The sequence below is a fragment of the Paracoccus sp. SSJ genome (genome assembly GCF_030234105.1).
In the GTDB taxonomy this organism is placed as follows: Bacteria; Pseudomonadota; Alphaproteobacteria; order Rhodobacterales; family Rhodobacteraceae; genus Paracoccus; species Paracoccus denitrificans.
The window spans coordinates 77,026-101,000 of the sequence record NZ_JASSPE010000010.1 but is presented as its reverse complement, the minus strand read 5'-3'; the positions used below and the strand labels follow the sequence as shown (position 1 = coordinate 101,000).

Genomic DNA, 23,975 nt, shown 5'->3' with positions numbered 1-23,975 from the left:
CTGAGCGGCAGGCATGTCGGCCCGCACGCCCCGCAAAGCCTCCTACTGCGCCGCCGGCTCCTGCGAGGGTTCGTCCGGCACCACCCCTTCGGGCGTGGCGCCGTCCTCCGGCTCCTGGCTGTCGCCCGAGGGGGCGGCCAGCCGGTTGTCCTCCCACTCGCCCGAGGCGACCTGGCCGGTGGCATAGCGCATCACCCCGGCGCCCTGCCGCTTTCCAGCGGTGAAATGCCCGGTATAGACGTCACCGTTGGCATAGGTCGCGACGCCCTCGCCATCGATCTCGCCCTCTTTCCAGCTACCCTCGTAGCGGAAGCCGTCCGGCGCGATCAGCCGCCCCTTGCCATGGCGCAGCCCGTCCACGAAGGAGCCGTCATAGGTCGTGCCGTCGGGATAGGTCGCCTGCCCCTGGCCATGCCGCTGCCCGTCGCGCCAGGCGCCGTTATAGACATAGCCGTCGGGATAGGTCATGCGGCCCTGCCCCTCGTTGCGGCCGCGCTTGAAGCCGCCCTCATAGACTAGGCCGTTGGCGTATTTGGCCACGCCCTGCCCCTCGATCACGCCGGCAATCCATTCGCCGTCATAGCTCGCGCCGTCCGGGTAGGTGATCAGGCCACGCCCGTCCGGCAGGTCGTTTTTCAGCGCACCCTCATAGACCGAGCCGTCGGGATAGGTGATGCGGCCCAGCCCTTCCATGCGGCCCTCGGCCCAGTCGCCGGTATAGACATAGCCGTCGGTGCCGGTGAAGGTGCCCACCCCCCACCGCTTGTCGGCACGGAAATCGCCCTCGTAGCGGTCGCCGTTGGCATAGGTGGCGATGCCCTTGCCCTCGCGCTTGCCATTGGCGAAGCGTCCCTCGTAGCTGTCGCCCGAGGGCTGGACCAGCTTGCCCTGCCCGGCCATCTGCCCGGCCGACCAGCCGCCCTCGTAGTTCAGCCCATCCGACATGGTCAGCTTGCCCTGCCCCGAGCGCTGGTTCGCCCGCATCTCGCCTTCGTAGCTGGCTCCGTCGGGATAGGTGATCTTGCCGACGCCCTCCTTGACCCCCGCCTTCCAGTCGCCCTCATAGCGATAGCCGTTGGGTTGGGTCAGCACGCCCTTGCCGTCGTGCAACGCGTTGACGAAGCCGCCCTCGTAGACCGAGCCGTTGGCGTAATGCGCCACGCCCTGGCCGGTGATCTGGCCGTCCAGCCAGTCGCCCTCGTAACTGCCGCCATCGGCATAGGTGATCTTGCCCTTGCCATGCGGCTTGCCCTTGGCAAAGGCCCCCTCATAGACCGACCCGTTGGGAAATTTCGCCGTGCCCTGGCCCAGGATCTCTCCCTCGACCCAATCGCCGGTATATTCGTAGCCCGAGGGCAGCCGGTATGTGCCGCGGCCATGCTGCTTGCCGTTGCGGAAGGTGCCCTCGTAGACGCCGCCGTCGTCGTATTGCTTGGTGATGACCGCCTGCGCGCCGGCCATGCCCGCGCCGGCAAGGATCACCGCGCAGGCGACAAGGGCTGCCTTCATGGGTGCTGCACTCCGCCTCGTTGCTGCTTTTGCCATCGGTTTATCCCAAGGGGTGCGCCGGCGCAAAGCCCGACTTTTCCTTTGCCGCGCCCTCGCCTATCAACGGGGGCAAGATCCGGTAAGGAAACGCCATGACCGACACGTTCCGCATCACCCTTGGACAGTTGAACCCGACCGTGGGCGATTTGCCCGGCAATGCCGCCATGGCGCGCGAGGCATGGGCCAAGGCACGCGAGGCCGGCGCCAACCTGCTGGCCCTGCCCGAGATGTTCATCACCGGCTACCAGACCCAGGACCTGGTGCTGAAACCCGGCTTCACGCAGGAAGCCATGGCCCATATCGTCGACCTGGCGCGGGACTGCGCCGACGGCCCCGCCATCGGCATCGGCGGCCCCTATGCCGAAGAGGACCGGCTCTACAACGCCTACTGGATTCTCAACGGCGGCAGGGTGGCGGCGCGGGTGCTCAAACACGAATTGCCGCACAAGCAGCTGTTCGACGAATGGCGGCTGTTCAATGTCGGGCCGATCTCGGGGCCCTACAGCCTGGACGGGCTGCGCATCGGCAGCCCGATCTGCGAGGACGCCTGGTGGCCCGAGGTCTGCGAAACCCTGGCCGAGACCGGGGCCGAGATCCTGCTGGTCCCGAACGGCAGCCCCTACCATCGCAACAAGCTGGACCTGCGCATGGGGCACATGGTCGCCCGCGTGGTCGAGACCGGCCTGCCGCTGATCTACCTGAACTCGGTCGGCGGGCAGGACGACCAGATCTATGACGGGGCAAGCTTCGTGCTGAACCCGGGCGAGGATGGCGGCGTGGTCAAGGTCATGCAGCTTGCCCCCTTCGACGAAATGCTGGCCCATGTCGATTTCACCCGCACGCCGCAGGGTTGGCGCGCGGCTCCGGGCCGGATGGACCACCAGCCCGACGAATGGGAACAGGACTACCGCGCCATGACGCTGGGCCTGCGCGACTACATGCGCAAGTCGGGGTTCCGCAAGGTGGTGCTGGGGCTGTCGGGCGGCATCGACTCGGCGCTGGTCGCAACCATCGCCAGCGACGCCGTCGGCCCCGAGAACGTGCGCTGCGTCATGCTGCCCAGCGAATACACCTCGCAAGCCAGCCTGGACGATGCCGCCGATTGCGCGGGACGGCTGGGCACGCGGCTGGACACCGTGCATATCGAGGGCGCCCGCGACGCGGTGGGCGATGCCCTGGCGCATCTTATGGCGGGCACCCAGCCCGACGCGACCGAGGAAAACATCCAGTCCCGCCTGCGCGGCGTGATGCTGATGGCGCTGTCGAACAAGTTCGGCGAGCTGCTGCTGACCACCGGCAACAAGTCCGAGGTCGCGGTCGGCTATGCCACGATCTATGGCGACATGGCCGGCGGCTACAACCCGATCAAGGATCTCTACAAGACCCGCGTCTTTCAGACCTGCCGCTGGCGCAATGAAAACCACCGCGACTGGATGCTGGGCCGCGCGGGCGAGGTGATCCCGCCGCAGATCATCTCGAAGCCCCCCTCGGCCGAGCTGCGCCCGAACCAGAAGGACCAGGACAGCCTGCCGCCCTATGAGGTGCTGGACGCGATCCTGGAGGGGCTGGTCGAAAAGGACCTGGCGCTCAAGGATCTGGTCGCGCAGGGCTTCGAGCCCGAGACGGTCAAGAAGGTCGAGACCCTGCTTTATGGCAGCGAATGGAAGCGTTACCAGGCCGCGCCGGGGCCGCGCATCTCGACCAAGGCTTTCTGGCTGGACCGCCGCTATCCGCTGGTCAACCGCTGGCGCGACCGGCTCTAGCGCGACGCGACCGCCCTGCCCTGGCCGCCGAACCCGGGGGCAGCCACCGCTGATGCGCGATCAGCCAGGTCTTGCCGCATGACGGCGGCCGATCTCGTTCGACGGCCGTCCGCCGCCTCCGGCAAGCAGTATGCGCCGGCAGCGACAAGGCGCCGACCGAGCCGGCGGATCAGACCACCACCGCCATGCGCTGCTGCTGGCCGACGTCGAAGACGCGCTTGTAGCGCTCGATCTCGTCCTGGGGGCCGGTGGCCTTCTCGGGATTGTCGGAAAGCTTGACGGTCGGCCGTCCCTCGGCCGCCACCGCCTTGCAGACCAGCGAAAACGGCGCCAGCCCGTCGCCCGGCACCAGCCCGCGAAAATCGTTGGTCAGCAGCGTGCCCCAGCCGAAACTGACCTTGGCCCGACCGTGGAAGCGGTGGAACAGGTCCTTGATCTTGTCCACGTCCAGACCGTCCGAAAAGATGATCAGCTTGTTGCGCGGGTCCTCGCCGCGCTCCTGCCACCAGCGGATCGCCGTCTCGGCGCCCTCGGCCGGGTCGCCGCTGTCGACGCGGATGCCGGTCCAGCCTGCCAGCCAGTCGGGCGCATGGTCCAGGAATCCCTTGGTGCCATAGGTGTCGGGCAGGATGATGCGCAGCATCCCGTCATGCTCCTCGTGCCAGTCGGCAAGCACGCGATAGGGCGCCTGGCGCAGTTCGGCGTCACTGTCGGCCAGCGCGGCATAGACCATGGGCAGTTCATGGGCATTGGTGCCGATGGCCTCGATGTCGCGGCGCATGGCGATCAGGCAGTTCGAGGTGCCGATGAAGCGCTGGTCGCCCAGCCCCTCGACCATGGCCTGAACGCACCAGTCCTGCCACAGGAAGCTGTGCCGCCGCCGCGTGCCGAAATCGGCGATGCGCAGGTCGGGGCCGAGCTTGCGCAATTCCTCGATCTTTTCCCAAAGCCGGGCCATGGCGCGGGCATAGAGCACCTGCAGCTCGAACCGGCCCATGTCCTTGAGGACGGCGCGCGAGCGCAGTTCCATGATGATCGCCAGCGCCGGGATCTCCCACAGCATGACTTCGGGCCATTTGCCCTCGAAGACCAGCTCATACTGGCCGTCGCGCTTTTCCAGGTGATAGGCCGGCAGGCGCAGGTTCTCGAGGAACTCCATGAAGTCCGGGCGGAACATCTGCCGCTTGCCGTAGAAGGTATTGCCGCGGAGCCAGGTGCTTTCGCCCCGCGTCAGCGACAGGCCGCGCGCATGGTCCAGCTGTTCGCGCAGCTCGCCTTCGTCGATCAGCTCGGCCAGGCGGATGCGACTGCTGCGGTTGATCAGGCTGAAGGTGACCTGCGTGTCGGGCCGGTTGCGGAACACCGACTGGCACATCAGCAGCTTGTAGAAATCGTCGTCGATCAGCGAGCGGACGATCGGGTCGATCTTCCATTTGTGGTTATAGACGCGGGTGGCGATATCGACCGTCGGGATCATCATGCCAGTGTCACCCCCGCCTTGCGCATGTCCTCGCGCGCCGCCTCGCGCGAGCCGTTCAGGTCGATGGCGCGGGTGGCGTCCTCGATCACGGTGGCGCGGAAACCCAGCTTCGCCGCATCGATGGCCGACCAGGCGACGCAGAAATCATGCGCCAGCCCGACAAAGGTCAGGTCGTCCATGCCGCGGTCGCGCAAGTATCCGGCAAGGCCGGTGGGGGTGCGGTGATCGTTCTCGAAAAACGCGGAATAGCTGTCGATATGCGGACGAAAACCCTTGCGGATCACCAGATCGGCGCAATCGGCGGCCAGCGTCGGGTGAAAGCCCGCGCCATCGGTCCCGATCACGCAATGCGCGGGCCAGAGCACCTGCGGCCCGTAGGGCATGTCCACGACCGAAAATGCCGCCGCGCCGGGATGGTTGTCGGCAAAGCTGGCATGGTCGTGGGGGTGCCAGTCCTGCGTCAGCACCACGGCGTCGAAATCCGCCATCAGGTCGTTGATCGCGGCGACGATCTCGTCCCCGCCGGCCACGGCAAGCCGCCCGCCCGGGCAGAAATCCAGTTGCATGTCGATGACGATCAGGGCCTTGGCCATCGCGCCTCTCCTGTTTCCCAGGAAAATTGGTAGGCGCAGGCGGCGGGGGCGTCAATGCGGCAACTTGATTGCACCCCCGCGCGGCGCTATGGCCAGCCCATGCTGATCGTCGCCGCGCTTTACCATTTCACCCGCTTTCCCGACCCCGAGGCGCTGAAGGCGCCGCTGGCCAGATGCGCCTGCACGAACGGGGTCAGGGGCACCTTGCTTCTGGCACGCGAGGGGATCAACGGCACCATCGCCGGCACGCGCGCAGGCATCGACGCGGTGCTGGCCCATGTCCGCGCCCTGCCCGGCTGCGCGGGGCTGGAATGGAAGGAAAGCACCGCCGAGACCATGCCCTTCGGCCGCATGAAGGTCCGCCTGAAGCGCGAGATCGTGACCATGGGCCAGCCCGACGTGGACCCCACCGCCGCCGTCGGCCGCTATGTCACGCCGCAGGACTGGAACGCGCTGATCAGCGACCCCGACGTGGCGGTGATCGACACGCGCAACGATTACGAGGTCGAGATCGGCACCTTCGCCGGCGCCGTCGATCCGGGCACGCGCAGCTTTCGAGACTTTCCCGCCTGGTGGCGCGAGAATGCGCATCGTTTCCACAACAAGCGTATCGCCATGTTCTGCACCGGCGGCATCCGCTGCGAGAAATCGACGAACTTCCTGCTGGGAGAGGGCGTGCCCGAGGTCTTTCACCTCAAGGGCGGCATCCTGAAATACCTCGAGGAAGTGCCCGAGGAGGAAAGCCTCTGGCGCGGCGAATGCTTCGTCTTCGACAAGCGGGTGAGCCTTGGCCACGGGCTGCGGCAGGGCCGCCACGAGCTTTGCCATGCCTGCCGCCGCCCACTGGCGCCCGAGGATCGCGCCCGCCCGGAATATGAGCCCGGCGTTTGCTGCCACCGCTGCGCCGGCGAATATACCGAGGCCGACCGCGCCCGTTTCCGGGAGCGCCAGCGTCAGGCCGAGCGGGGCGAGTGCTTCGTCGGGACTGTCGCCGATGATGAAGCCAACGAGACGGCAGGCTGAAATATCGATCCCTTTCAGTCCCTTGCAGAATATCTCGGATCACGCATCACGCCCCATCACGCCGGCTTGAGTCCGAACCCCCTGTATCGGCAGGCTTTTCCCCCGGCCCTTCGCCTGCTCGGCTAACGGCCCGTCACTTGTCCGTGCCGCGGCGCCGCAAAGCCTTCCAATCCGGGGCCCGGGTGGTAGGCAGGCGGTCCGAGTTAAATGGAGAACTCACCATGAAGAAAGTCGGATACGCAGCTTTGGCTTCGCTGATCGCCGGTGGCGCCTATGCGGGTGGCTATGTCGCCCCCGTGGTCGAACAGCCGGTCGTGGCGCCTGCACCCGTGACGATCACCCCCGAAAGCGACTGGACGGGCTTCTATGCCGGTCTGCAATACGGCAAGGGCAGCGGCGATCTTGGCAATCGCGGTGCGCTGGCCGATTTCGGCGATTACGACGGCTATGGCCTGCATGCGGGCTATCAGCGCGACCTGGGCCGCTTCGTCCTGGGCGGCGAGCTTGACTACAACAAGATCTCGCCCGACGAGAATTACGATGACGGCGACCTGACCCGGCTGCGTCTGCGTGCCGGTGCCGACATGGGCCGGTTCCTGCCCTATGTCACGCTGGGCGCGGCCAAGATTTCGGTCGATGACTTCTCGGAAACCGGGCTGACCTATGGCCTCGGCGCCGATTTCAAGGTCACCGAGCGCTTCACCGTCGGCGCGGAATACAGCCGCAGCGACTTCAAGGACGTGCTGGAGGACGAAACCGGCATCAGCGGCCGCGACCTGGACACCGATCTGGTGCAGCTGCGCGCCTCGTATCGGTTCTGATCCCACCGCGACAAGCAAGGCGCCCCTGCTCCGGGGGCGCTTTTCGTTTCGGGCGGCCGGTTATTTCACCTGCCCCAGCCGGCCTGCCGCGATGGCGGCCATGTTCAGGATATCGTTCACCGTCGAGCCGGTCGAGCAGATCTGGATCGGCAGCGGCACCCCGGTCAGGATCGGGCCGATCACCGTCGCCCCCGCCATCTCTTGCAGAAGCTTGACCGAGATCGAGGCCGAATGCCGGGCCGGCACCACCAGCACGTTGGCCGGCTCCTTCAGCCGCGAGAACGGGTATTTGGCCGCCTGCGAGGGGTTCAGCGCCACATCGACGGTCATTTCGCCCTCATACTCGAAATCGACCTTGCGCGTGTCCAGCACTTCGGTCGCATGGGCCATCTTCACCGCGCGTTCGCTGATCGGATAGCCGAAGTTCGAGAATGACAGGAAGGCCACGCGCGGCTCCAGCCCCAGCCCGCGCGCGACATGGGCGCCGCGGGTGGCGATGTCGGCCAGGTCCTCGGCTTCGGGCCATTCATGGACCAGCGTATCGCCCATCAGGACGACCCGGCCGTTATGCAGGACGGCGGTGATGCCCACGGCGCCATCGGCGGGGGTCACGTCGAAGACCATGCCGATCTGGGCCAGCACATGCGCGTTCTTGCGCGTCGCCCCCGTCACCAGCCCGTCGCCATGGCCATGCGCCAGCATCAGCGAGGCAAAGACGTGGCGGTCGCGATTGGCCAGCTTGACCGCATCCTCGCGGTCATAGCCCTTGCGCTGCAACCGGGTGTAGAGTGCCTCGTGATACTGGTCGAGATGGCGCGAATTGCCGGCATTCACCACGGTGATCTCGCGCGCGGCATCGCCAAGCCCGGCTGCCTCCAGCTTGTCCTTCACGTCGCTTTCGCGGCCGACGACGATGGACTGGCCCATGCCGCCGCGCTGCCAGGCCACGGCGGCGCGCAGCACGCGCGGGTCGTCGCCCTCGGCAAAGATCATCCGGGCCTGTGCCTGGCGGGCGCGGGCGTGGATGCCTTGCAGGATCGCCGCGGTCGGGTCCATGCGCGCCTTGAGCGACTGGACATAGCCTTCCATGTCGATGATCGGGCGACGGGCGACTCCGGTCTCCATGCCGGCCTGGGCCACGGCGGGCGGCACGACATGGATCAGCCGCGGGTCGAAGGGCGTCGGGATGATGTAGTCGCGGCCGAATTGCAGCTTGCGGCCATAGGCGACGGCGACCTCGTCCGGCACGTCCTCACGCGCCAGTTCGGCCAGCGCGCGGGCGCAGGCGATCTTCATCTCGTCGTTGATGGCGCGGGCATGGATGTCCAGCGCCCCGCGGAACAGATAGGGAAAGCCCAGGACGTTGTTGACCTGGTTGGGATAGTCCGAGCGGCCGGTGGCGACGATGGCGTCGGGGCGGACGGCATGGGCCTCTTCCGGCGTGATCTCGGGATCGGGGTTGGCCATGGCGAAGATGACCGGGTTCTCGGCCATGCCCTGCACCATCTCCTGCGTCACCGCGCCCTTGGCCGAGACGCCCAGGAACACGTCGGCGCCCTTCATCGCCTCTTCCAGCGTGCGGGCCCCGGTCACGACGGCATGGGCGGATTTCCACTGGTTCATGCCCTCGGTGCGGCCTTGGTAGATCACGCCCTTGGTGTCGCACATGATGCAGTTTTCATGCCGCGCGCCCATGGATTTCAGCAGTTCCAGGCAGGCAATGCCGGCGGCGCCGGCGCCGTTCAGCACGATGCGCACGTCCTCGATCTTCTTGCCCGACAGTTCCAGCGCGTTGATCAACCCCGCCGCGCAGATCACCGCCGTGCCGTGCTGGTCGTCATGGAAGACCGGAATGTCCATGAGTTCCTTGAGCCGCTGCTCGATGATGAAGCACTCGGGCGCCTTGATGTCCTCGAGGTTGATGCCGCCGAAGGTCGGACCCATCAGCCGCACGGCATCGACGATCGCGTCGGGATCTTCGGTGTCCAGCTCGATGTCGATGGCGTTCACGTCGGCAAAGCGCTTGAACAGCACCGCCTTGCCCTCCATCACCGGCTTGGAGGCCAGCGCGCCAAGGTTGCCCAGGCCCAGGATCGCCGTGCCGTTCGAGATCACGGCAACCATGTTGCCCTTGACGGTATAGTCATAGGCGGTCTCGGGGCGTTCGGCGATGGCCTCGACCGGCACGGCAACGCCGGGGGAATAGGCCAGCGACAGATCCCGCTGCGTCGCCATCGGGGTCGAGGCCACGATGTCGTATTTGCCCGGACGCGGCTCCAGGTGATAGGCCAGTGCCTCTTCCCGCGTGATGCGGGACTTGCGCGGGGTGTTGTCGTCGCTCATCCGGTGCCTCCTCCTCGTGACGTCCCGCAGCAATAGCGTCAGGGCCAGCCGAACCGAAAGGGGTAAAATCACCCGGCGGCGGCGTCAGGGGGTCATGGCGGCCAGAACCGCATCGCGATGCCCGCTCAGCGCGGTCGCCGCCGCGACCAGAGCAACCACGCCGGCGATCAGGTCGTGGCGCGGATCCCAGCTGCCATGGCGGCGCGCGATCCAGACCGTCACCGGATAGCATAGCACCTGCGACAATGCCTGGCCGATCAACAGCCCCGGCAGGCCGTAAAGCACCGCCCCGCTGGCGACCAGCGCGAAATAGATCGCCGCGCGCGAGGATTGCATGACGAAGAAGCCGCGCGAATCCCCGGCCGCCAGCGCCGCCTGCTCATAGCTGATCGGGATGACTTGCAGCATCTGGATGCAGGCGATGGCGACCAGGATGCCGCCCGCCGCCGCGTAGCGCGGATCGTAGAGCAGTTCGACCAGCGGCGGGCCGGCCCAGGCCAGCACCACCGCCACCACCAGCAGCAACGCCGTCAGCCCGGCGCGGGTGCGCGCCAGGATGCGGGCGTTCCCGGCGCTTTCGGCGGGCGGGTGCTGGCGATAGATCGGGATGAACAGCCGCCCGGCGATGGCCGAGCCCAGCATGGCCGGCACCGTCGCCAGGAACAGGCCGATATTGTAGATGCCCAGCTGGTTCAGGCTCAGCACCCGGCCCAGGATGATGCGGTCGCCCTGGAACAGCAGGAAACCGCAGATGGTGCTGAAAAAGATCCATTTGCCGAACTTCATCACCTCGGCGCGGGCCTCGGGCTCCATCCGCAGCCGGTTGCGGTGCCCGGGCAGGAACAGCCGGAACATCAGAAGCTGGGCAAAGGCGCCCAGCACGTTGCCCCAGACCAGCGCCCAGACCGATTGCAGGATCAGCGCCGCGGCGATGGTCAGCAGAATGCCGACAAGCTGGTTGCAAAGCTCGATCACAGTCAGCCGGCCCAGTTGCAGGTGGCGCGCGGCGGTGTCGATGCGCGTGGGGAAAAAGCCCCCCACGATCATCGAGCTGGCCGCCACCGGGAACACCCAGCCGAAAAGCGGCGCGTCGTAAAAGACCGCCAGCGGCCAGGCCATGAGCATGGCCGCTCCGAAGATCAGGAAGCCGCGGATGATCTTGAGCGTCCAGATCGTGTCGAGGAAATCCGGGTCGTCGCCGCGCTTGCTCTGCATGATCGAGGGGCCGAAGCCCATGTCGCTGAACATGGTCAGGCCGATCAGGAAGCTGGTGACCAGCGCCATCAGGCCGAAATCGTCGGGGCTGAGGATGCGGGTCAGGACCAGGTTGGACCCCAGCCGCATGATCTGGCCCAGCCCGAAATTGGCCATGGACCATGCGCCGCTGCCCAATGCCCGCGACGCGATGCTCTTGCCCGGAGCCGAGGCCGCGGCTGCGGTGTCGCTGCCATCCTGCCGGCTCATCAGCCCATCCCGTCGGTCGGCATGCTGACCACGCCGGGCGAAGGCAGGCCGGGGATCTGGCCGATCAGCCACAGGGCGATGAAGACGCCCAGCACCAGCAGCAGGATCATGTAGATGTTGCGCAGCCGGCGCTTGCGCAGATCGGCCGCCGTCAGCCGGTAGGGCAGCGACACCACCGGCCGGGTGCCGGTGACGCGGGTGAACTGGTCGCCGCGGCGCAGGACGGGATTGAGCAGCTCCAGGACAAAGGCCACCGCCAGAGCCAGGCCCATGCTGGCCCCTGCCCCCATCACCGCGCTTTTCTTGCGGTTCGACATGGCGGGATATTCCGGCGGCAGGGCGCGTTCCAGCAGCACGAAACGCTCGGCCTGGTCGTTTTCCATCAGCATCTGCTGGGTCTCGACCTGGGCCAGCTGGCGCGAGATCTCGTTATAGCGGTCCTGCAGGCGGCGCTGCTGGCGGGTCATGGCCTCAAGCTCGCGGCTGACCTCGGGCGCACGGGCGCGGGCATGGTCGATCTCGGTCCGGCGGATGGTGATCCCGGCCTTTTGTTCGTTCAGCTTGGCCAGTTGGGCGTCGATCAGCTCGGCCTGGCGGCGGATCACGTCCGAGCCGCCGCTAGCGACGCCGCTGTTCAGCCGCTCAAGCGTCCCTTCCAGCCGCTTGATCTCGGGATGGTCGGGCGACAGGGTCCGGCGCGCCTGCGCCAGCTCGACCTCGGCCGAGCGGATCTGCTGCACCAGCGAGGCCGAGGGCCGCGTCTCGGTCGCCAGGCCCCCCGCCTCCAGCGACAGCCGCTCGCGCTGCAAGGTCATGATGTCGCGGTCCAGCGCCGTCTCCATCTCGGTCAGCTGCGCCAGTTCGGTTTGCAGGAACTCCTGCGAGCTGGGCAGCGAATCCTCGTTGCGGGCGCTGAACTCGACCGCCTGCCGCTCCTGCTCGGAAAGCTGCTCGTTCAGGCGGCGTTCTTCGTTGCGCAGATATTCCTGCGATTCCAGCATGCGCAGCTGGCGGTTCTCGCGGTCGCGGTTCACCACGCTGTCGGCAAAGTCGTTGGCGATGGCGGCCGCGGTGGCCGGCGTCTCGGCCTGGGCGGTGATGACGATGGCGGCCAGCGACATGCGGGACTCGACCGAGACGCCGGGGGCGGTGATGCTTTCGATCCGGGTCGAGCTGCGCAGCGCGCCCAGCTTTTCGGTCTCGCTGAGCTGGGTATCGGCGAAAAGCCCCAGCCGCTGGATCACCTCGCGCAGGTTGGCGCGCGCCATCAGGCGCTGCTCGATCAACTGCACCCGGCGCGAGGCGGGCAGCGAGCTGTCGCTGCCCTGGTCGATGGCGGCCGGCATGTCCAGCTGGATGACCGCCGAGGCCTGATAGATGCGGGGCGAGGAAATGATCAGGTAAAAGGAAATCAGCACGCCCAGGACCATGATCGTCAGCACCAGCGGCAACCGCCGCCAGATCATCGAGATCAGATCCTGCAAGGATTGAATCGGTCCCAAATCTTGAACCCTGTCTCTCTCTGCTCAGTCTTCCGACTTGTTGAGGACCACGCCCATCACCGGCGGCATGCCGACCAGCAACCGCTCGCATTCCGCCATGTCGGCGGCGGTGCCGCGGCGCCCGTCGGCGACCAGCAGCAGCGCGTCGGCCAGCGGCAGGGCCGCCAGCGCCGCATCCTCGCCCAGAAGCGCGGCGGTGTCGATGACGGCGATCTCAGCGGGGTGACTGTCGTGCAGCCGCAGCATGGCCCGGGCCAATGCCTCGTCCTGCAAAAGCTCGGCCGCGCCGGGCTCGGCCCGCTCCGGGGCCAGCACCGACAGGTTCGGCACCTCGTCCACCCGCGAGACCAGCGGGTCCAGATCGCCGCCCTCGCGCAGCGCGGCCGAAACCGAGGCGCAGCCCGGAATGCCAAGCTGGCCGGCCACGCTGGGACCGCCCAGGTCGAGGTCGATCAGCGCCACCTGCGTATGCGGCTGGCGTGCCAGCGCCAGCGCCAGGTTCACCGCGACAAAAGTGCCGCCGGCGCCCGGCGTCACCGGAACCACGGCCAACCTGCTCCAGCCGCGGCTGCGCATCTCGCGCAGGATGCGGGTGCGCAGCAGCGAAAAACGCTGGGCGCTGACCTTGGCATGTTTCGCATCCGAGGCGGCCAGCGCCGCCTCGCGCCGAATGAACTTGCTCGATACGCGACCGCGCGTCGCATCGGGCGCAGCCGATCCTGCCGGCGTCCTGTCCGGGTCGTTCCCTTTCGCGGGCGTCAAACCTGTGGCCCCTCTGCCTCTGGTGAAATGGCGCCGCCCCAGGGGCGGCGGCCTGCCGATGACTTTCCCGGCAGCGTCATGGTAGCGTCCTCGCCATGAACGCGACAACCGAAAACACGCCCGATTCCGACGATGCGCCGCATTTCCCCGTGTCGCGTGGCCGATTCCTCATAGCCGGCCGGGCAGTCACCCTGGCGGGCGCCTCAACCTGTGATTGCCGCGCCGTGCGATTCGGCCGCGGCCGGTCCGCAAGCCCGGTGACCGCCCGATGACGCCCTGCACCATCATCCTGCCGGCCCATGACGAGGCCGGCTATATCGAAGCCTGCCTCGACAGCGTCCTGGCCCAGGATCACCAGGGGCCGGTCGAGCTGATCCTGGTCGCCAACGGCTGCACCGACGACACCGCCGCACGCGCACGCACCCATGCGCCCGCTTTTGCCGCGCGGGGCTGGCATCTGCGGGTCGAGGAACTGGCGCAGGGCGGCAAGATCGGCGCGCTGAACCATGGCGATTCCTGCGCCGGCCCGGGCGCGCGGCTGTATCTGGACGCCGACATCCGCATGACGCCGCGGCTTTTGTCGGGGATCATGCGCGTGCTGGACGTGCCGCAGCCGCGCTATGCCGGCGGGCGGCTGGTCGTCGCCCCGGCCCGCAGCGCCCTGTCGCGTGCCTATGCCCGGTTCTGGCAAAAGCTGCCCTTCGTGGCCCAAGGCGTCACAGGCGCCGGGCTGTTTGCGGTCAACGAGGCCGGGCGCGCACGCTGGGGGGCATTCCCGCCGGTCATCTCGGACGACACCTTCGTCCGGCTGCAATTCACGGAAACCGAGCGTTTCCTGGTCGACGAGCCCTATGAGTGGCCCCTGGTCGAGGGCTTCTCGCCGCTGGTGCGGGTGCGCCGGCGCCAGGATCAGGGCGTGGCCGAGATCGCCCGGCTGTTCCCGGAACTGCCCCCGCGCCAAGGCCATGTCCGCCCCGGCAAGGCAGAACTCGTGCGGCTTGCCGCCGCCGATCCGCTGGGCTTTGCCGCCTATGCCGCCGTCGCGCTGGCCGTGCGGCTGGGGCGCAACCGGCAAGGCTGGGCGCGCGGGCGCTAGCTGCCGCCGAACTCTTGCGCCACCTGCCAGGCAAGCTCCTGAAGCGCGGCCGCCTGGTCCTTCGGCACCGCGGGATAGGGGCCGCCGTCGCCGGGGATCTGGTTGGTCAGCCCGACAGGGCTTTTCCCGGTCAGCGTCGCGTAGTGGATCATGGCGATATAATAGTGTCCCCTCGCCTCGGACGGATGAATGTCGTCATCGAAGAAGTCGCGGATCGAGCCGGCGCCAGGAATGTCGCCGGCTTCGATGGCGTCGTGCAGCCGCACCATTCCCAGCCCGGCCGGGACCAGCCGCATCGGCTCGGCCCCCTGGGGCAGATCGCGGTTCACATGGTCGACGATCGACCGCCACAACGGCAGGTCCGCGACGATCCGGTCGCGCCAGGGCTTGGTCGGACCCGGTTCGATATAGTCCCAGGTCTGGTAGAGATAGGGCTTCACATCCGGGTTGGACTGCCGTGCCAGATCGACCCATTTCGTGGCGTAGCCGAGGCTGTCGTGATACTCCAGCGCCGGTGCCAGCGGCACGCGCTCGGTGATGACCAGCGCCTCCACGGCGTGACCCGGCAGCCATTCGCGCCCGTTCACCCCCTGGGCGTGACCGGCCTCCTTCCACTGCACCTCCAGCGGGGCGCCGTTGAGGATCTGCATCTCGACCGGCTCTTCCAGCAAGTGCTTCATCATGCCGGGAAGCGTCGGGCTGACGAGACTGTGCCCGATATAGAAAGCCGAGACGCTTTCAATTAAAAATTGCATGACCCCGGTCATATGAACAACCCTCGATTGCGAATTGGCTTTCGCAAGCATGGCATTCCCGCATTGCGGAATCCACTCAATTCAACCAGCAGTTGCCAATATAAATTCCAGACAACCGAATTGACGGCAGTTATGACGGGGAAACGAATTTTGCCCAATATGACCGCCCCGCTCCCGCCTCGGTCTTCCCTTGGGGAAGTTACTGTAAGATATTGTTTTTAAAAGAACCTATACTTTTGGTCAGTGTGAGAATTCGTTCTAGTTTTATTCAAATGCAAAGCTATACTGCCCTAGTAGTGATGAGGGCAGGTTTTCAAATGCGGCACACCACGGATTTCGATATAGAGACGTTCGACTCGGTGCTGCAATCAGCCCCCCATGAAAACACCATCAAGCCTGCCGGAGTCCGGTCCCTCTACGCCCGCTTCGGCAAGCGGCCGCTGGACGTGACCGCCGTGCTGCTGGCGGCGCCGATCGTGCTGACCGTGGTGCTGATCCTTGCGCTCGTCATCTGGTGGCATGGAGAGAAGCCCTTCTACACCCAGTTGCGGGTCGGCCGTTCCGGCCGCAGCTTCCGGCTGTGGAAGCTGCGCACCATGGTCGAGGATGCCGACAAGCGGCTGGCGGAATACCTGGCCGCCAACCCCGAGGCCAAGGCGGAATGGGACCTGACGCAGAAGCTGAAGAACGATCCGCGGATCACCGCGACCGGCCGCTTCCTGCGCAAGACCTCGCTGGACGAACTTCCGCAGCTGTGGAACGTGCTGCGCGGCGACATGAGCATCGTCGGCCCGCGGCCGATGATGATCGAGCAGGCGCCGCTTTACCCGGGGGCCGATTACTATCACCTGCGGCCGGGCGTGACCGGCCTGTGGCAGATCTCGGATCGCAACGACAGCACCTTCGCGGCTCGCGCCACCTTCGACGCCCGCTATGCTGCCGACCTGAGCCTCAGGGGCGATGTCGGGATCATCGCCAGGACCGTGGGCGTGGTGCTGCGCTGCACCGGCTACTGAGCGGTGCGGCCTGGCCGCATCTCATGCCGCTCGACACACCTGAAGCGCCGCCAGGCGACGAAAAGCGTGGCAGCCGTGCCGCTGACGACATAGACCAGCAGCGCAACCCAGAACGACAGATCGAAGGCGGCAAGCCCGATCAGCACGCTGGCCAACGCGACTGCGACACCAATGGTCAGGATGCCAGTCAGAGGCTTTCTCCACAAATGCACATGTGCTCAGATCAATAGTGCCAAAGAAACCCGGAATCGCTAGACAAACTTTAGTCCGTCCTGTGGGCATGCTGCATATTCGCCCATTGTTGGGCAAAAATAGGCGCCAACCAGCCGAAATGACCGGGCAATATAGCGGTGCGCCAGCTTTTCTTCCTGGATAGGGGATACCCTCCTTGCGAATCGGTTATTTGATCAATACTTACCCTCGCCCCTCGCACAGCTTCATCCGGCGCGAGATCGCCGCGCTCGAGGGCGAGGGTTTCGAAATCCACCGATTCGCCATGCGCGGGGACAAGGGCGCGCTGACCGATCCTGCGGACCTGGCCGAGCATGCCCGGACCGAGCGGGTGCTTGAAGCTGGGGCCAGGCGGCTTCTGGCGGATCTTTACCGGCAGGCGCTTGCAAAACCTGCGCAATTCGCGGCAGCCCTGCGGCTGGCCCGCCGCCGGGCCCGGGCCGGGGAATCCAGCCTTGCCCGGCAGTTGATCTACCTGGCCGAGGGCGCGCGCATCGCCGGCCGTGCGCAGGCGCTGGGGCTGGCGCATATCCACGCGCATTTCGGCACGAATTCGGCCAGGGTCGCCGCCTATTCGCGCCTGCTGGGCGGTCCGCGCTTCAGCTTCACGGTTCACGGACCAGAGGAATTCGACAATACCCTGGCGCTGGACCTGGGCGGAAAACTGGCGCTGGCCGAATTCTGCGTCGCCGTCAGCAGCTATGGCCGCTCGCAGATCGGTCGCTGGGCCGAGGCCGGGGATTGGGAAAAGATCCGGGTCGTGCATTGCGGGCTGGACCTGAACCGCTGGGCCGAGCCGTCCCCCCTGCCGCAGGGTCCGTTCCACATGGTCGCCGTCGGCCGTTTCGCCGAGCAGAAGGGCTTCGGCCTCTTGATCCGCGCCTTTGCCCTGGCATGGCGCCGCGACCCCCGGCTGCGCCTGTCGCTGGTCGGCGACGGAGAACTGCGCCCGCAGATCGAGGCGCTGATCGCGGCCGAGGGCATGGGCGGGGCCGTCCACCTGCTCGGCTGGCAGGACGAGGCCGGCGTCCGCGCCGCTATGGACGCAGCCCATGCGCTGGTCACCCCCAGCTTTGCCGAGGGCCTGCCGGTGGTCATCATGGAAGCCATGGCCTGCGCCCGTCCGGTGATCGCCACCTATATCGCCGGCATCCCCGAACTGGTCCGCCCCGGGCAAGAGGGCTGGCTGGTCCCCGCCGGCGATGCCGGGGCGCTGGCCGAGACCATGCTGCAAGCCTCCGAAACCGACCACGAGACGCTGGAGCGCATGGGTGCCTCGGCCCGCGCCCGCGTGGCGGAACGCCACGACATCCGCGAATCCGCCCGGCGGCTGGCCGCGCTGTTCAGCCGCTCCACAGGCTGAGCGCCAGCCAATAGCCTGCCGCCTGCCCCCAGCGCCCGCCGATCAGCCGGTCGCCCATGCAGGCGCGAAAGCGACGGGGCCCGATCACCGCCGGCACCGCGCGGAAATCCAGCATCCGCCCGGTCAGCGGATATTGCGCCTTGAACATCGCTTCCTTGGCGCAAAAGGCCAGCAAGGCATCCTTGGGGCCGCGCAGGCGGAAGGGCATGATGGTCTCGGCCAGACCTTCGGGAACGGAACGGTCGCAGGGCTCCAGATCGATCCCGACGCTTGCGCCCCCCGGCGGGGCGGCGATGGCGATGCAGTAATCGCCACCATGCGACAGGCTGGCGCGGATGCCCGGCGGCAGGTCGGGCTGGCGGTCGGCCCGTGCCGCAATGGGGCGCGTCGCCGGCAGGTCGTGCCCGGCCTGACGGATCGCCGCCCGCAAGGCCATGCGACCCAAGGCGAATTCGCGCCGCCGTTTCGGGACGGCGCGGGCGATGGCTCCGGCCTCCTCGGGCAAAAGCGGCGCGGGTTCGGCCGCAAGCGGCAGCACCGCACAGCCGTAGCCCGCAGGCAGCAGGCGCCGCGCCAGCGCGTCCAGCGCCTTGGCGCCGCTCACCGCGCGCCGCGCAACTGCGCCCGCAAGGCCCGGCGCCGGGCCATGGCATCGTCGGCCGCCAGAGCCGGCTCGGGCGCCATCGCCGGAGCGGCGGCCACCGGCGCAGCGACGGGCGCCGCCGGCGCGGTGCTGTTCGCCGGCGCCAGCGAGGCGACATGCTTCAGGAAGTCCGCCATGACCGGGAAGCGGAAGATATCCGTCACCCCCAGCCGCGGCAGCGCCAGCCGGTCGCGCATGGTCCGGTGCAGCTGGATCGCCAGCAGCGAATGCCCGCCCAGCGCAAAGAAATTGTCGCGCGGGCCGATCTGCTCCACGCCCAGCACCTCGGACCAGAGCGCCTGCACCGCCTGCGCCAGATCCTCGGTCGGAGCGGCATTTGCGGCAGCGGTGGCGGTCTCGACGGCCGCCGGAGCAGCCGCGGTCGGGACCAGGGCGACAGTCCCCGGCACCGGCAGATGCTTGCGGTCGATCTTGCGGTTCGGGGTCAGCGGCATCTTTTCCAGCCGCACGATCCGCCCCGGCACCATATGCGCCGGCAGATGCGCGACCAGCGCCTCGCGCAGCGCCTTTTCGCACAGATCGCCAGCCCCGGTGACATAGGCCACCAGCCGCTTGTCGCCGGGCGTGTCCTCGCGCACCAGCGCCACCGCCTCGCGCACGCCGGGCAGGGCCGCCAGTTGCGCCTCGATCTCGCCCAGTTCGATGCGGAAACCGCGCAGCTTTACCTGGTGATCGGCCCGGCCGATATAGTCCAGCCCGCCATCCTCGCGCCAACGCACCAGATCGCCGGTGCGATACATGCGCGCGCCCCAAGGCGCGGCACGATCCGCGGGCACGAAGGGATCGGGCCGGAAGGCCGCCGCCGTCAGGTCATCGCGCCGCCAATAGCCCCGCGCAACGCCATGACCGCCGATCCAAAGCTCGCCCTGCGCGCCGGGGGGCACCGGCACGCCGTCGCCGTCCAGCACATAGACCTGGGTATTGGCGATCGGCCGGCCCAGCGTCACCTCTGCGCCATCGGACAGGTCGGCCACCGTGGACCAGATCGTCGTCTCGGTCGGGCCATACATGTTGAGCACCCGCGCGCGCGTCGCCGCCTTGATCTCGGAGAGCAGCGAGGGCGGCAGCGCCTCGCCGCCGACCATCACGCATTTCAGCCCCGCCATCGCCGCCGCGACCTGCGGGTCCGAGACCAGGATCCGCGCCATGCTGGGGGTGCATTGCAGATGCGTCACCTTCCAGCGCCGGATCTGCGCGGCGATCGAGAAATCGCCGTCCTCGGGTTCCGCGCCATGCGGGTTCACCTGGGCCCGCAGCCGCGCCAGCAGCGGGAAACCGGCCATGACCTGCTCGGGTGCGATGCCATAGTCGATCAGGCAGGCGATCTCGCCCACGCCGATGGCCTTCAGTTGCTCGACCCGGGCGATGCCATCCTCGATGGAGCCGAAAAGGCCGGAATCCTCGAAATAGCGCAGGAAGGCGAATTCCAGGATGCCATCCAGTTCCTCTTCGGACAGCGAACCCAGGTCGATGGCCATCGGGTTGGTCATGCCCGCCGGACGGCGAAAGGCCGGAAAGTCCCAGGCATATTGCTTGACCAGCGCCGCGGCGCTTTTCAGGTAGTTCTTCATCGGCTCGCGAGCGATCTCGCGCGCCGTCTCGCGATCATCGGCCAGGCAGGTGTGCAGCATCAGCGTGACGGTAAAGCGCGCCGGATCATGGCCGGCCTCGCGCAGCGCCGCGTGATAGTCCTTGATGCGGCTTTCCACCGTATCGATGCTCTGCCCCAGCAGGTGGGTCAGCACGTTCATGCCCAGCCGCCCGGCCTCGACCCAGGTCTCGGGGTTGCCGGCGACGGTCATCCACAGCGGCAGTTCCCTTTGCACCGGACGCGGCTGCGTCACCACGCCGAACAGGCTGCCGTCCTTGCGCGGGAACTCCACCGCCTCGCCGCGCCACAGCCGGCGCAACTGGTCCACGCCCTCGGCCAGCGCCGCCTTGTTGTTCGGCGGCGCGTTCTCGGGGCGCAGCACGAAATCGTCCGGCTGCCAGCCCGAGGCGATGGCCAGCCCCGCCCGCCCCGAGGTCAGGTTGTCGATCACCGCCCATTCCTCGGCCACGCGGGCCGGGTGATGCAATGGCAGCACGCAACTGCCGGCGCGGACGGCGACGTTTTTCGTGACCGCCGCAACCGCCGCGCCCGAAACCGCCGGGTTCGGATAGGGTCCGCCGAAGGCGTGGAAATGCCGTTCCGGCGTATAGACCGCGACAAAGCCGTTCTGATCGGCGAAACGCGCGCCCTCCAGCAGAAGCTGGTATTTCTTCGGGCCGGGACCGTCGTCGTTGCCCCAGTAGAACAGGCTGAAATCCATGCCGCCCGAAACCTCGCGGCGCGGCTGGGTCGGCGCCGAGGACACCGCCAGCCGCGATTCCTCGCCCGCGATCACCAACCGCAATCCGCGCGCCAGCGACCAGAATATCTCGAGCACCGAGATGTCGAACGAAAGGCTCGTCACCGCCAGCCAGGCATCGCCCTGCTGGTGCGGGATCACCGCATCCATGCCGGCAAAGAAGTTCGCCACGTTGCGATGCTCGACCATCACCCCCTTGGGCCGCCCGGTCGAGCCCGAGGTATAGATCAGATAGGCCAGGTTCTGCGGCCCGACCGCACTGACCGGCGCCGCCACCATGCCATGCGGCAGGTCGGTCGGGATGGTCACCACCTGCGCGCCATGCGCAGGCAGCCGGTCGGCAAGGCCGTCCTGCACCAGCACCACCCCGGCGCCGCTGTCCTCGATATAAAGCTCGATGCGGTCGGCGGGGTAGTCCGGGTCCAGCGGCACATAGGCGCCGCCGGCCTTCCAGATCGCCAGCGCCCCGATCACCAGTTCAGGCGAACGACGGGCAAACAGCCCGACCGGCTGGTCCGGGCCGACGCCCATCTGCACCAGCTTCGCCGCCAGCGCATTCGCCGCGCGGTCAAGCTGGCCGCGGGTCAGCGTGCGATCCTCGAAGGCCAGCGCCACGGCATCCGGGTCGGCCCCGGCCATCTCGGCGATCAATTCGTGGATGCAGGCCAGCCGCACGTCCACCTGCGTGGCGTTGCGGGCGACCAGCAACTCCTCGCGCTCGCCCGCGTCCATCAGGGGGATGTCGCGCAACGCCGTGGCGCCGGGCAGCGCCAGGCCCCCGTCCAGCGCGCGGGCCAGCCGCTGCGCCTGCGCGGACGTGACCCGAGCCGGATCATGGTCCAGCCAGGCACCGTTTTCGGACAGGGTCACGGTCAGCGCCGCGCCCTTGACCGGGCCGCGGGCATCAAGACTGATCGCCAGATCCGGCACCGCCATGTCGCGCAGTTCGGGCGCGCGATGCAGCAGGTCGGCCATGAAAAAGCCGCGCTTCGCCTGATCGGCGATCTGCCCGGCCAGCGCCTGCCCCAGATCGGCCAGGGTCCGGTGGCCCGCCGCCTCGATGGCCAGCGGCTGCCAATCGGCGACGATCCCCGCCGCCTCGGGCCGGCCCTGGGGTCGCAGCGCCAGATCGAACCCGGCCTGCCCCGCCAGCCGCGCCAGCAGCGCGGCCGCCAGCGCGATCCGCTCGGGCGCGGCGCCGGGCATCAGTTGCACGCGCCGGATCGAACCCGAATCCTCGCCCGGCAGCACCGCCGGGTTCATCCGCGCCAGCCGCGCGCGCCAGAAACCGTCATGCTTCGCGGCCTGCTCGCCCAAGGCGGTCAGATGCGCACGTTCCTCGGCGGAAAGCGCCGGAACCACCGCGCCGACCGGCGGCAGCGCGCCGGCGAACTGTAGCCTTACCGCCCCATCCGCCGCCGCGATCAGCGCCGAGGCACCGTCATGGGACAGCACCGTGCCGGGCGGGGCGCTGGCGGGCTCGACCCCCTCGAAGCCCGTGACCAGCAACACGCTATCGGCCAGCGCCACCTTGGGCATGGCCAGCGGGTTCCAGTAGCCGCCATGGTCGAGACCGCGCACCAGCGCGCCGATCCGCGCGGCGGGTTGCGTAAAATCCAGCACCACCGCGGCTTCGGGACGCTTGTCGCGGCCGACATAACTGCGAAGCGACAGGTCCTGCCTGACCCGCTGCGGCCCGGCGCCCTCAAGCTGCGCCACCACATCGGCAAAGCTTTCGGCGCCGCGGGCAAAGCAGCGCGCATTCAGGGTCAGCGCGGTATCGTCGGGGCGGATCTCGAACAGGCGCTGGGTCAGGATGTCACCCTCGTCCACCCCGCCCTCGATCATGTGCCAGGTGATGCCGTGCTGCGGCTCGTCGCCGATGATCGCCCAGACCGGGGCGTTCAGCCCCGCCAGTTTCGGCAAAGGCCCGTCATGGAAATTGATCGCGCCAAGCCGGCCGCGCGCCAGCATCTCGGGGCGCAGAATCGACAGGTTGGCGACGCTGAAGAGCCAGTCGGCAGACGGAGCATCCGGGGCCATGGGCGCGTCCTGATCCTCGACCGCCAGCCCCGCGCCCTGCGCCCAGTCGCGCAGGTCGGGATTGCGCGTCACCACGGCGGCGATGCGATGCCCGCGCGCCAGCAGCGTCTCGGCCGCATGGCGCAGCAGGGATTCGTTACCCACCAGAATCGCGGAAAATTGCGTCATGGCTTACCCTTTTCAACATGAACGGGCTTTGGTTGCGAACGAAAGGCGTGGCGCATCAGCTGTGCCAGATGGCCCGGCGGCCCGTCCGGCTTGCGCCCCGACAACAGGCAGCGCAGGCTGAACACCCCCACGCCCCCCAGATGTGCGACCGTGGCCCAAAGCGCACCCAGCCGCCCATGATGTTTCTCGAAATAGCGCCGGCGCGAATCGTACCAGTAATCCGGCGCGCGCTTCCATTCCTTCATGCCGGTGCTGACCGAACCGATATGCAGCACCAGGCTTTCGACGACGTAATGGGTCTGCCAGCCCGCCTGCGCCGCACGGCGGCACAGGTCTGTCTCTTCGTAGTAAAGAAAGAACCCCTCGTCGAAGAGGCCGATGCGGTCCAGCACCTCCATGCGGATCATCATCGAGGCCCCCGCCGACCAGTCGACGCGACCCGATGCCTCGGGCTGCGGCAGCGCCACGATCCTGCGCCGCAGCAGGCGCGAGATGGGGCCGGTGCGGCTGGTCGCCTCGAACTCGCTCAGGGCGCTGGGAAAGCGAAAGGCGGAGCTGTGCGGCAGATCGTCGGTGCCGCGCAGGCGCGAGCAGGCGATCCCGGCCTGCGGATGCGCGCCCAGGTAATCGACCAGCGCCCGGATCGCGCCGGGCTGCGGAATCGCGTCCGAATTCAGCAGATAGACCAGGTCGGCGCGGCGCCCGTCCGGCAGGCCCAGGCGGATGCCGTGGTTGTTGCCGGCGCCGAAGCCGCCGTTCCAGCCCGATTGCACCACCGCGACGCGATCCGAAGGCCAGCCGCGCGCCTGCGCCCCGGCCTGCATCGCCTCATAGCTGCCGTCGCCGGAATCGTTGTCCACGATGGTCAGCCCGCCATCGATTCCCTGCATTTCGCGCAATGCGGCCTCGGCGGCCTGCAAGGACATCTCTGGCGTGCGCCAATTGAGCACGACGACATGGACGCTGGGCGGGGTTGCACGGGGTTCCAT

18 protein-coding genes are annotated in these 23,975 nt (G+C 67.8%); 6 read left to right on the top strand and 12 right to left on the bottom strand.

Annotated features, from left to right (window positions below; genetic code table 11):
* Positions 1-42: 42 nt before the first annotated feature.
* Entirely contained in the window at positions 43-1,509 is a 1,467-nt protein-coding gene (locus QPR87_RS12860; RefSeq protein ID WP_104491350.1) for a 2-isopropylmalate synthase, read from the bottom strand.
* A 131-nt stretch (positions 1,510-1,640) separates the two neighbouring features.
* Between QPR87_RS12860 and QPR87_RS12855 the strand changes: the two genes are divergently transcribed.
* Positions 1,641-3,311, top strand: a complete 1,671-nt coding sequence (locus QPR87_RS12855) for an NAD+ synthase (protein ID WP_285049781.1) — start codon at positions 1,641-1,643, stop codon at positions 3,309-3,311.
* A 169-nt stretch (positions 3,312-3,480) separates the two neighbouring features.
* On the opposite strand, the gene pncB is transcribed toward QPR87_RS12855, so the two are convergent.
* Together pncB and pncA are read right to left on the bottom strand one after the other, a co-directional pair.
* Positions 3,481-4,791, bottom strand: a complete 1,311-nt coding sequence (gene pncB / locus QPR87_RS12850; protein WP_285049780.1) for a nicotinate phosphoribosyltransferase — start codon at positions 4,789-4,791, stop codon at positions 3,481-3,483.
* Positions 4,788-5,384, bottom strand: a complete 597-nt coding sequence (gene pncA, locus QPR87_RS12845; RefSeq protein WP_011747191.1) for a bifunctional nicotinamidase/pyrazinamidase — start codon at positions 5,382-5,384, stop codon at positions 4,788-4,790. The genes pncB and pncA overlap by 4 nt, the downstream gene beginning before the upstream one ends.
* A 99-nt stretch (positions 5,385-5,483) precedes the next feature.
* Between pncA and trhO the strand changes: the two genes are divergently transcribed.
* Both trhO and QPR87_RS12835 read left to right on the top strand, forming a co-directional pair.
* Positions 5,484-6,407 carry an oxygen-dependent tRNA uridine(34) hydroxylase TrhO gene (gene trhO / locus QPR87_RS12840; protein WP_285049820.1) on the top strand — a complete coding sequence of 308 codons (924 nt, stop codon included), beginning with the start codon at positions 5,484-5,486 and terminating at the stop codon, positions 6,405-6,407.
* A 221-nt stretch (positions 6,408-6,628) separates the two neighbouring features.
* Positions 6,629-7,228 carry an outer membrane protein gene (locus QPR87_RS12835; protein ID WP_011747189.1) on the top strand — a complete coding sequence of 200 codons (600 nt, stop codon included), beginning with the start codon at positions 6,629-6,631 and terminating at the stop codon, positions 7,226-7,228.
* 60 nt (positions 7,229-7,288) lie between these two features.
* On the opposite strand, the gene QPR87_RS12830 is transcribed toward QPR87_RS12835, so the two are convergent.
* From QPR87_RS12830 to QPR87_RS12815, 4 genes are all read right to left on the bottom strand, one after another.
* Positions 7,289-9,571, bottom strand: a complete 2,283-nt coding sequence (locus tag QPR87_RS12830) for an NADP-dependent malic enzyme (protein ID WP_285049778.1) — start codon at positions 9,569-9,571, stop codon at positions 7,289-7,291.
* 84 nt (positions 9,572-9,655) lie between these two features.
* The gene (locus QPR87_RS12825; protein WP_104491347.1) at positions 9,656-11,035 is read right to left on the bottom strand and encodes an oligosaccharide flippase family protein; all 1,380 of its coding nucleotides are present in this window, start codon (positions 11,033-11,035) and stop codon (positions 9,656-9,658) included.
* Positions 11,035-12,519 carry a GumC family protein gene (locus tag QPR87_RS12820; RefSeq protein ID WP_285049776.1) on the bottom strand — a complete coding sequence of 495 codons (1,485 nt, stop codon included), beginning with the start codon at positions 12,517-12,519 and terminating at the stop codon, positions 11,035-11,037. Before QPR87_RS12820 ends, QPR87_RS12825 begins: the two co-directional genes overlap by 1 nt.
* 42 nt (positions 12,520-12,561) lie before the next feature.
* Positions 12,562-13,299 carry a P-loop NTPase family protein gene (locus tag QPR87_RS12815; RefSeq protein ID WP_285049775.1) on the bottom strand — a complete coding sequence of 246 codons (738 nt, stop codon included), beginning with the start codon at positions 13,297-13,299 and terminating at the stop codon, positions 12,562-12,564.
* Positions 13,300-13,567: 268 nt separating this feature from the next.
* Here QPR87_RS12815 and QPR87_RS12810 point away from each other — a divergent pair, with 268 nt between their 5' ends.
* A complete protein-coding gene (locus QPR87_RS12810) occupies positions 13,568-14,395 on the top strand; it encodes a glycosyltransferase family 2 protein (RefSeq protein WP_285049773.1) in 828 nt (275 codons plus the stop codon).
* Here QPR87_RS12810 and QPR87_RS12805 read toward each other — a convergent pair.
* On the bottom strand, positions 14,392-15,150 hold the full coding sequence (locus QPR87_RS12805; RefSeq protein ID WP_285049772.1) for a hypothetical protein: 759 nt from the start codon (positions 15,148-15,150) through the stop codon (positions 14,392-14,394). The two genes, QPR87_RS12810 and QPR87_RS12805, sit on opposite strands and share 4 nt — an antisense overlap.
* A gap of 317 nt (positions 15,151-15,467) precedes the next feature.
* Here QPR87_RS12805 and QPR87_RS12800 point away from each other — a divergent pair, with 317 nt between their 5' ends.
* Positions 15,468-16,166 (top strand): sugar transferase, encoded by a 699-nt coding sequence (locus tag QPR87_RS12800; protein ID WP_230998634.1) that lies wholly within the window; start codon positions 15,468-15,470, stop codon positions 16,164-16,166.
* Here QPR87_RS12800 and QPR87_RS12795 read toward each other — a convergent pair.
* Positions 16,160-16,321 (bottom strand): hypothetical protein, encoded by a 162-nt coding sequence (locus tag QPR87_RS12795; RefSeq protein WP_230998633.1) that lies wholly within the window; start codon positions 16,319-16,321, stop codon positions 16,160-16,162. The two genes, QPR87_RS12800 and QPR87_RS12795, sit on opposite strands and share 7 nt — an antisense overlap.
* Positions 16,322-16,554: 233 nt before the next feature.
* On the opposite strand from QPR87_RS12795, the gene QPR87_RS12790 reads away from it, so the two are divergent.
* The gene (locus QPR87_RS12790) at positions 16,555-17,760 is read left to right on the top strand and encodes a glycosyltransferase (protein ID WP_285049769.1); all 1,206 of its coding nucleotides are present in this window, start codon (positions 16,555-16,557) and stop codon (positions 17,758-17,760) included.
* Here the strand turns inward: QPR87_RS12790 and QPR87_RS12785 are convergent.
* From QPR87_RS12785 to QPR87_RS12775, 3 genes are read right to left on the bottom strand one after another with little or no spacing between them, the layout of a single operon-like run.
* On the bottom strand, positions 17,741-18,364 hold the full coding sequence (locus tag QPR87_RS12785) for a 4'-phosphopantetheinyl transferase family protein (protein WP_285049768.1): 624 nt from the start codon (positions 18,362-18,364) through the stop codon (positions 17,741-17,743). The genes QPR87_RS12790 and QPR87_RS12785 overlap by 20 nt on opposite strands.
* Entirely contained in the window at positions 18,361-22,986 is a 4,626-nt protein-coding gene (locus tag QPR87_RS12780; RefSeq protein ID WP_285049767.1) for a MupA/Atu3671 family FMN-dependent luciferase-like monooxygenase, read from the bottom strand. The genes QPR87_RS12785 and QPR87_RS12780 overlap by 4 nt, the downstream gene beginning before the upstream one ends.
* A complete protein-coding gene (locus tag QPR87_RS12775) occupies positions 22,983-23,975 on the bottom strand; it encodes a glycosyltransferase family 2 protein (protein ID WP_285049766.1) in 993 nt (330 codons plus the stop codon). The genes QPR87_RS12780 and QPR87_RS12775 overlap by 4 nt, the downstream gene beginning before the upstream one ends.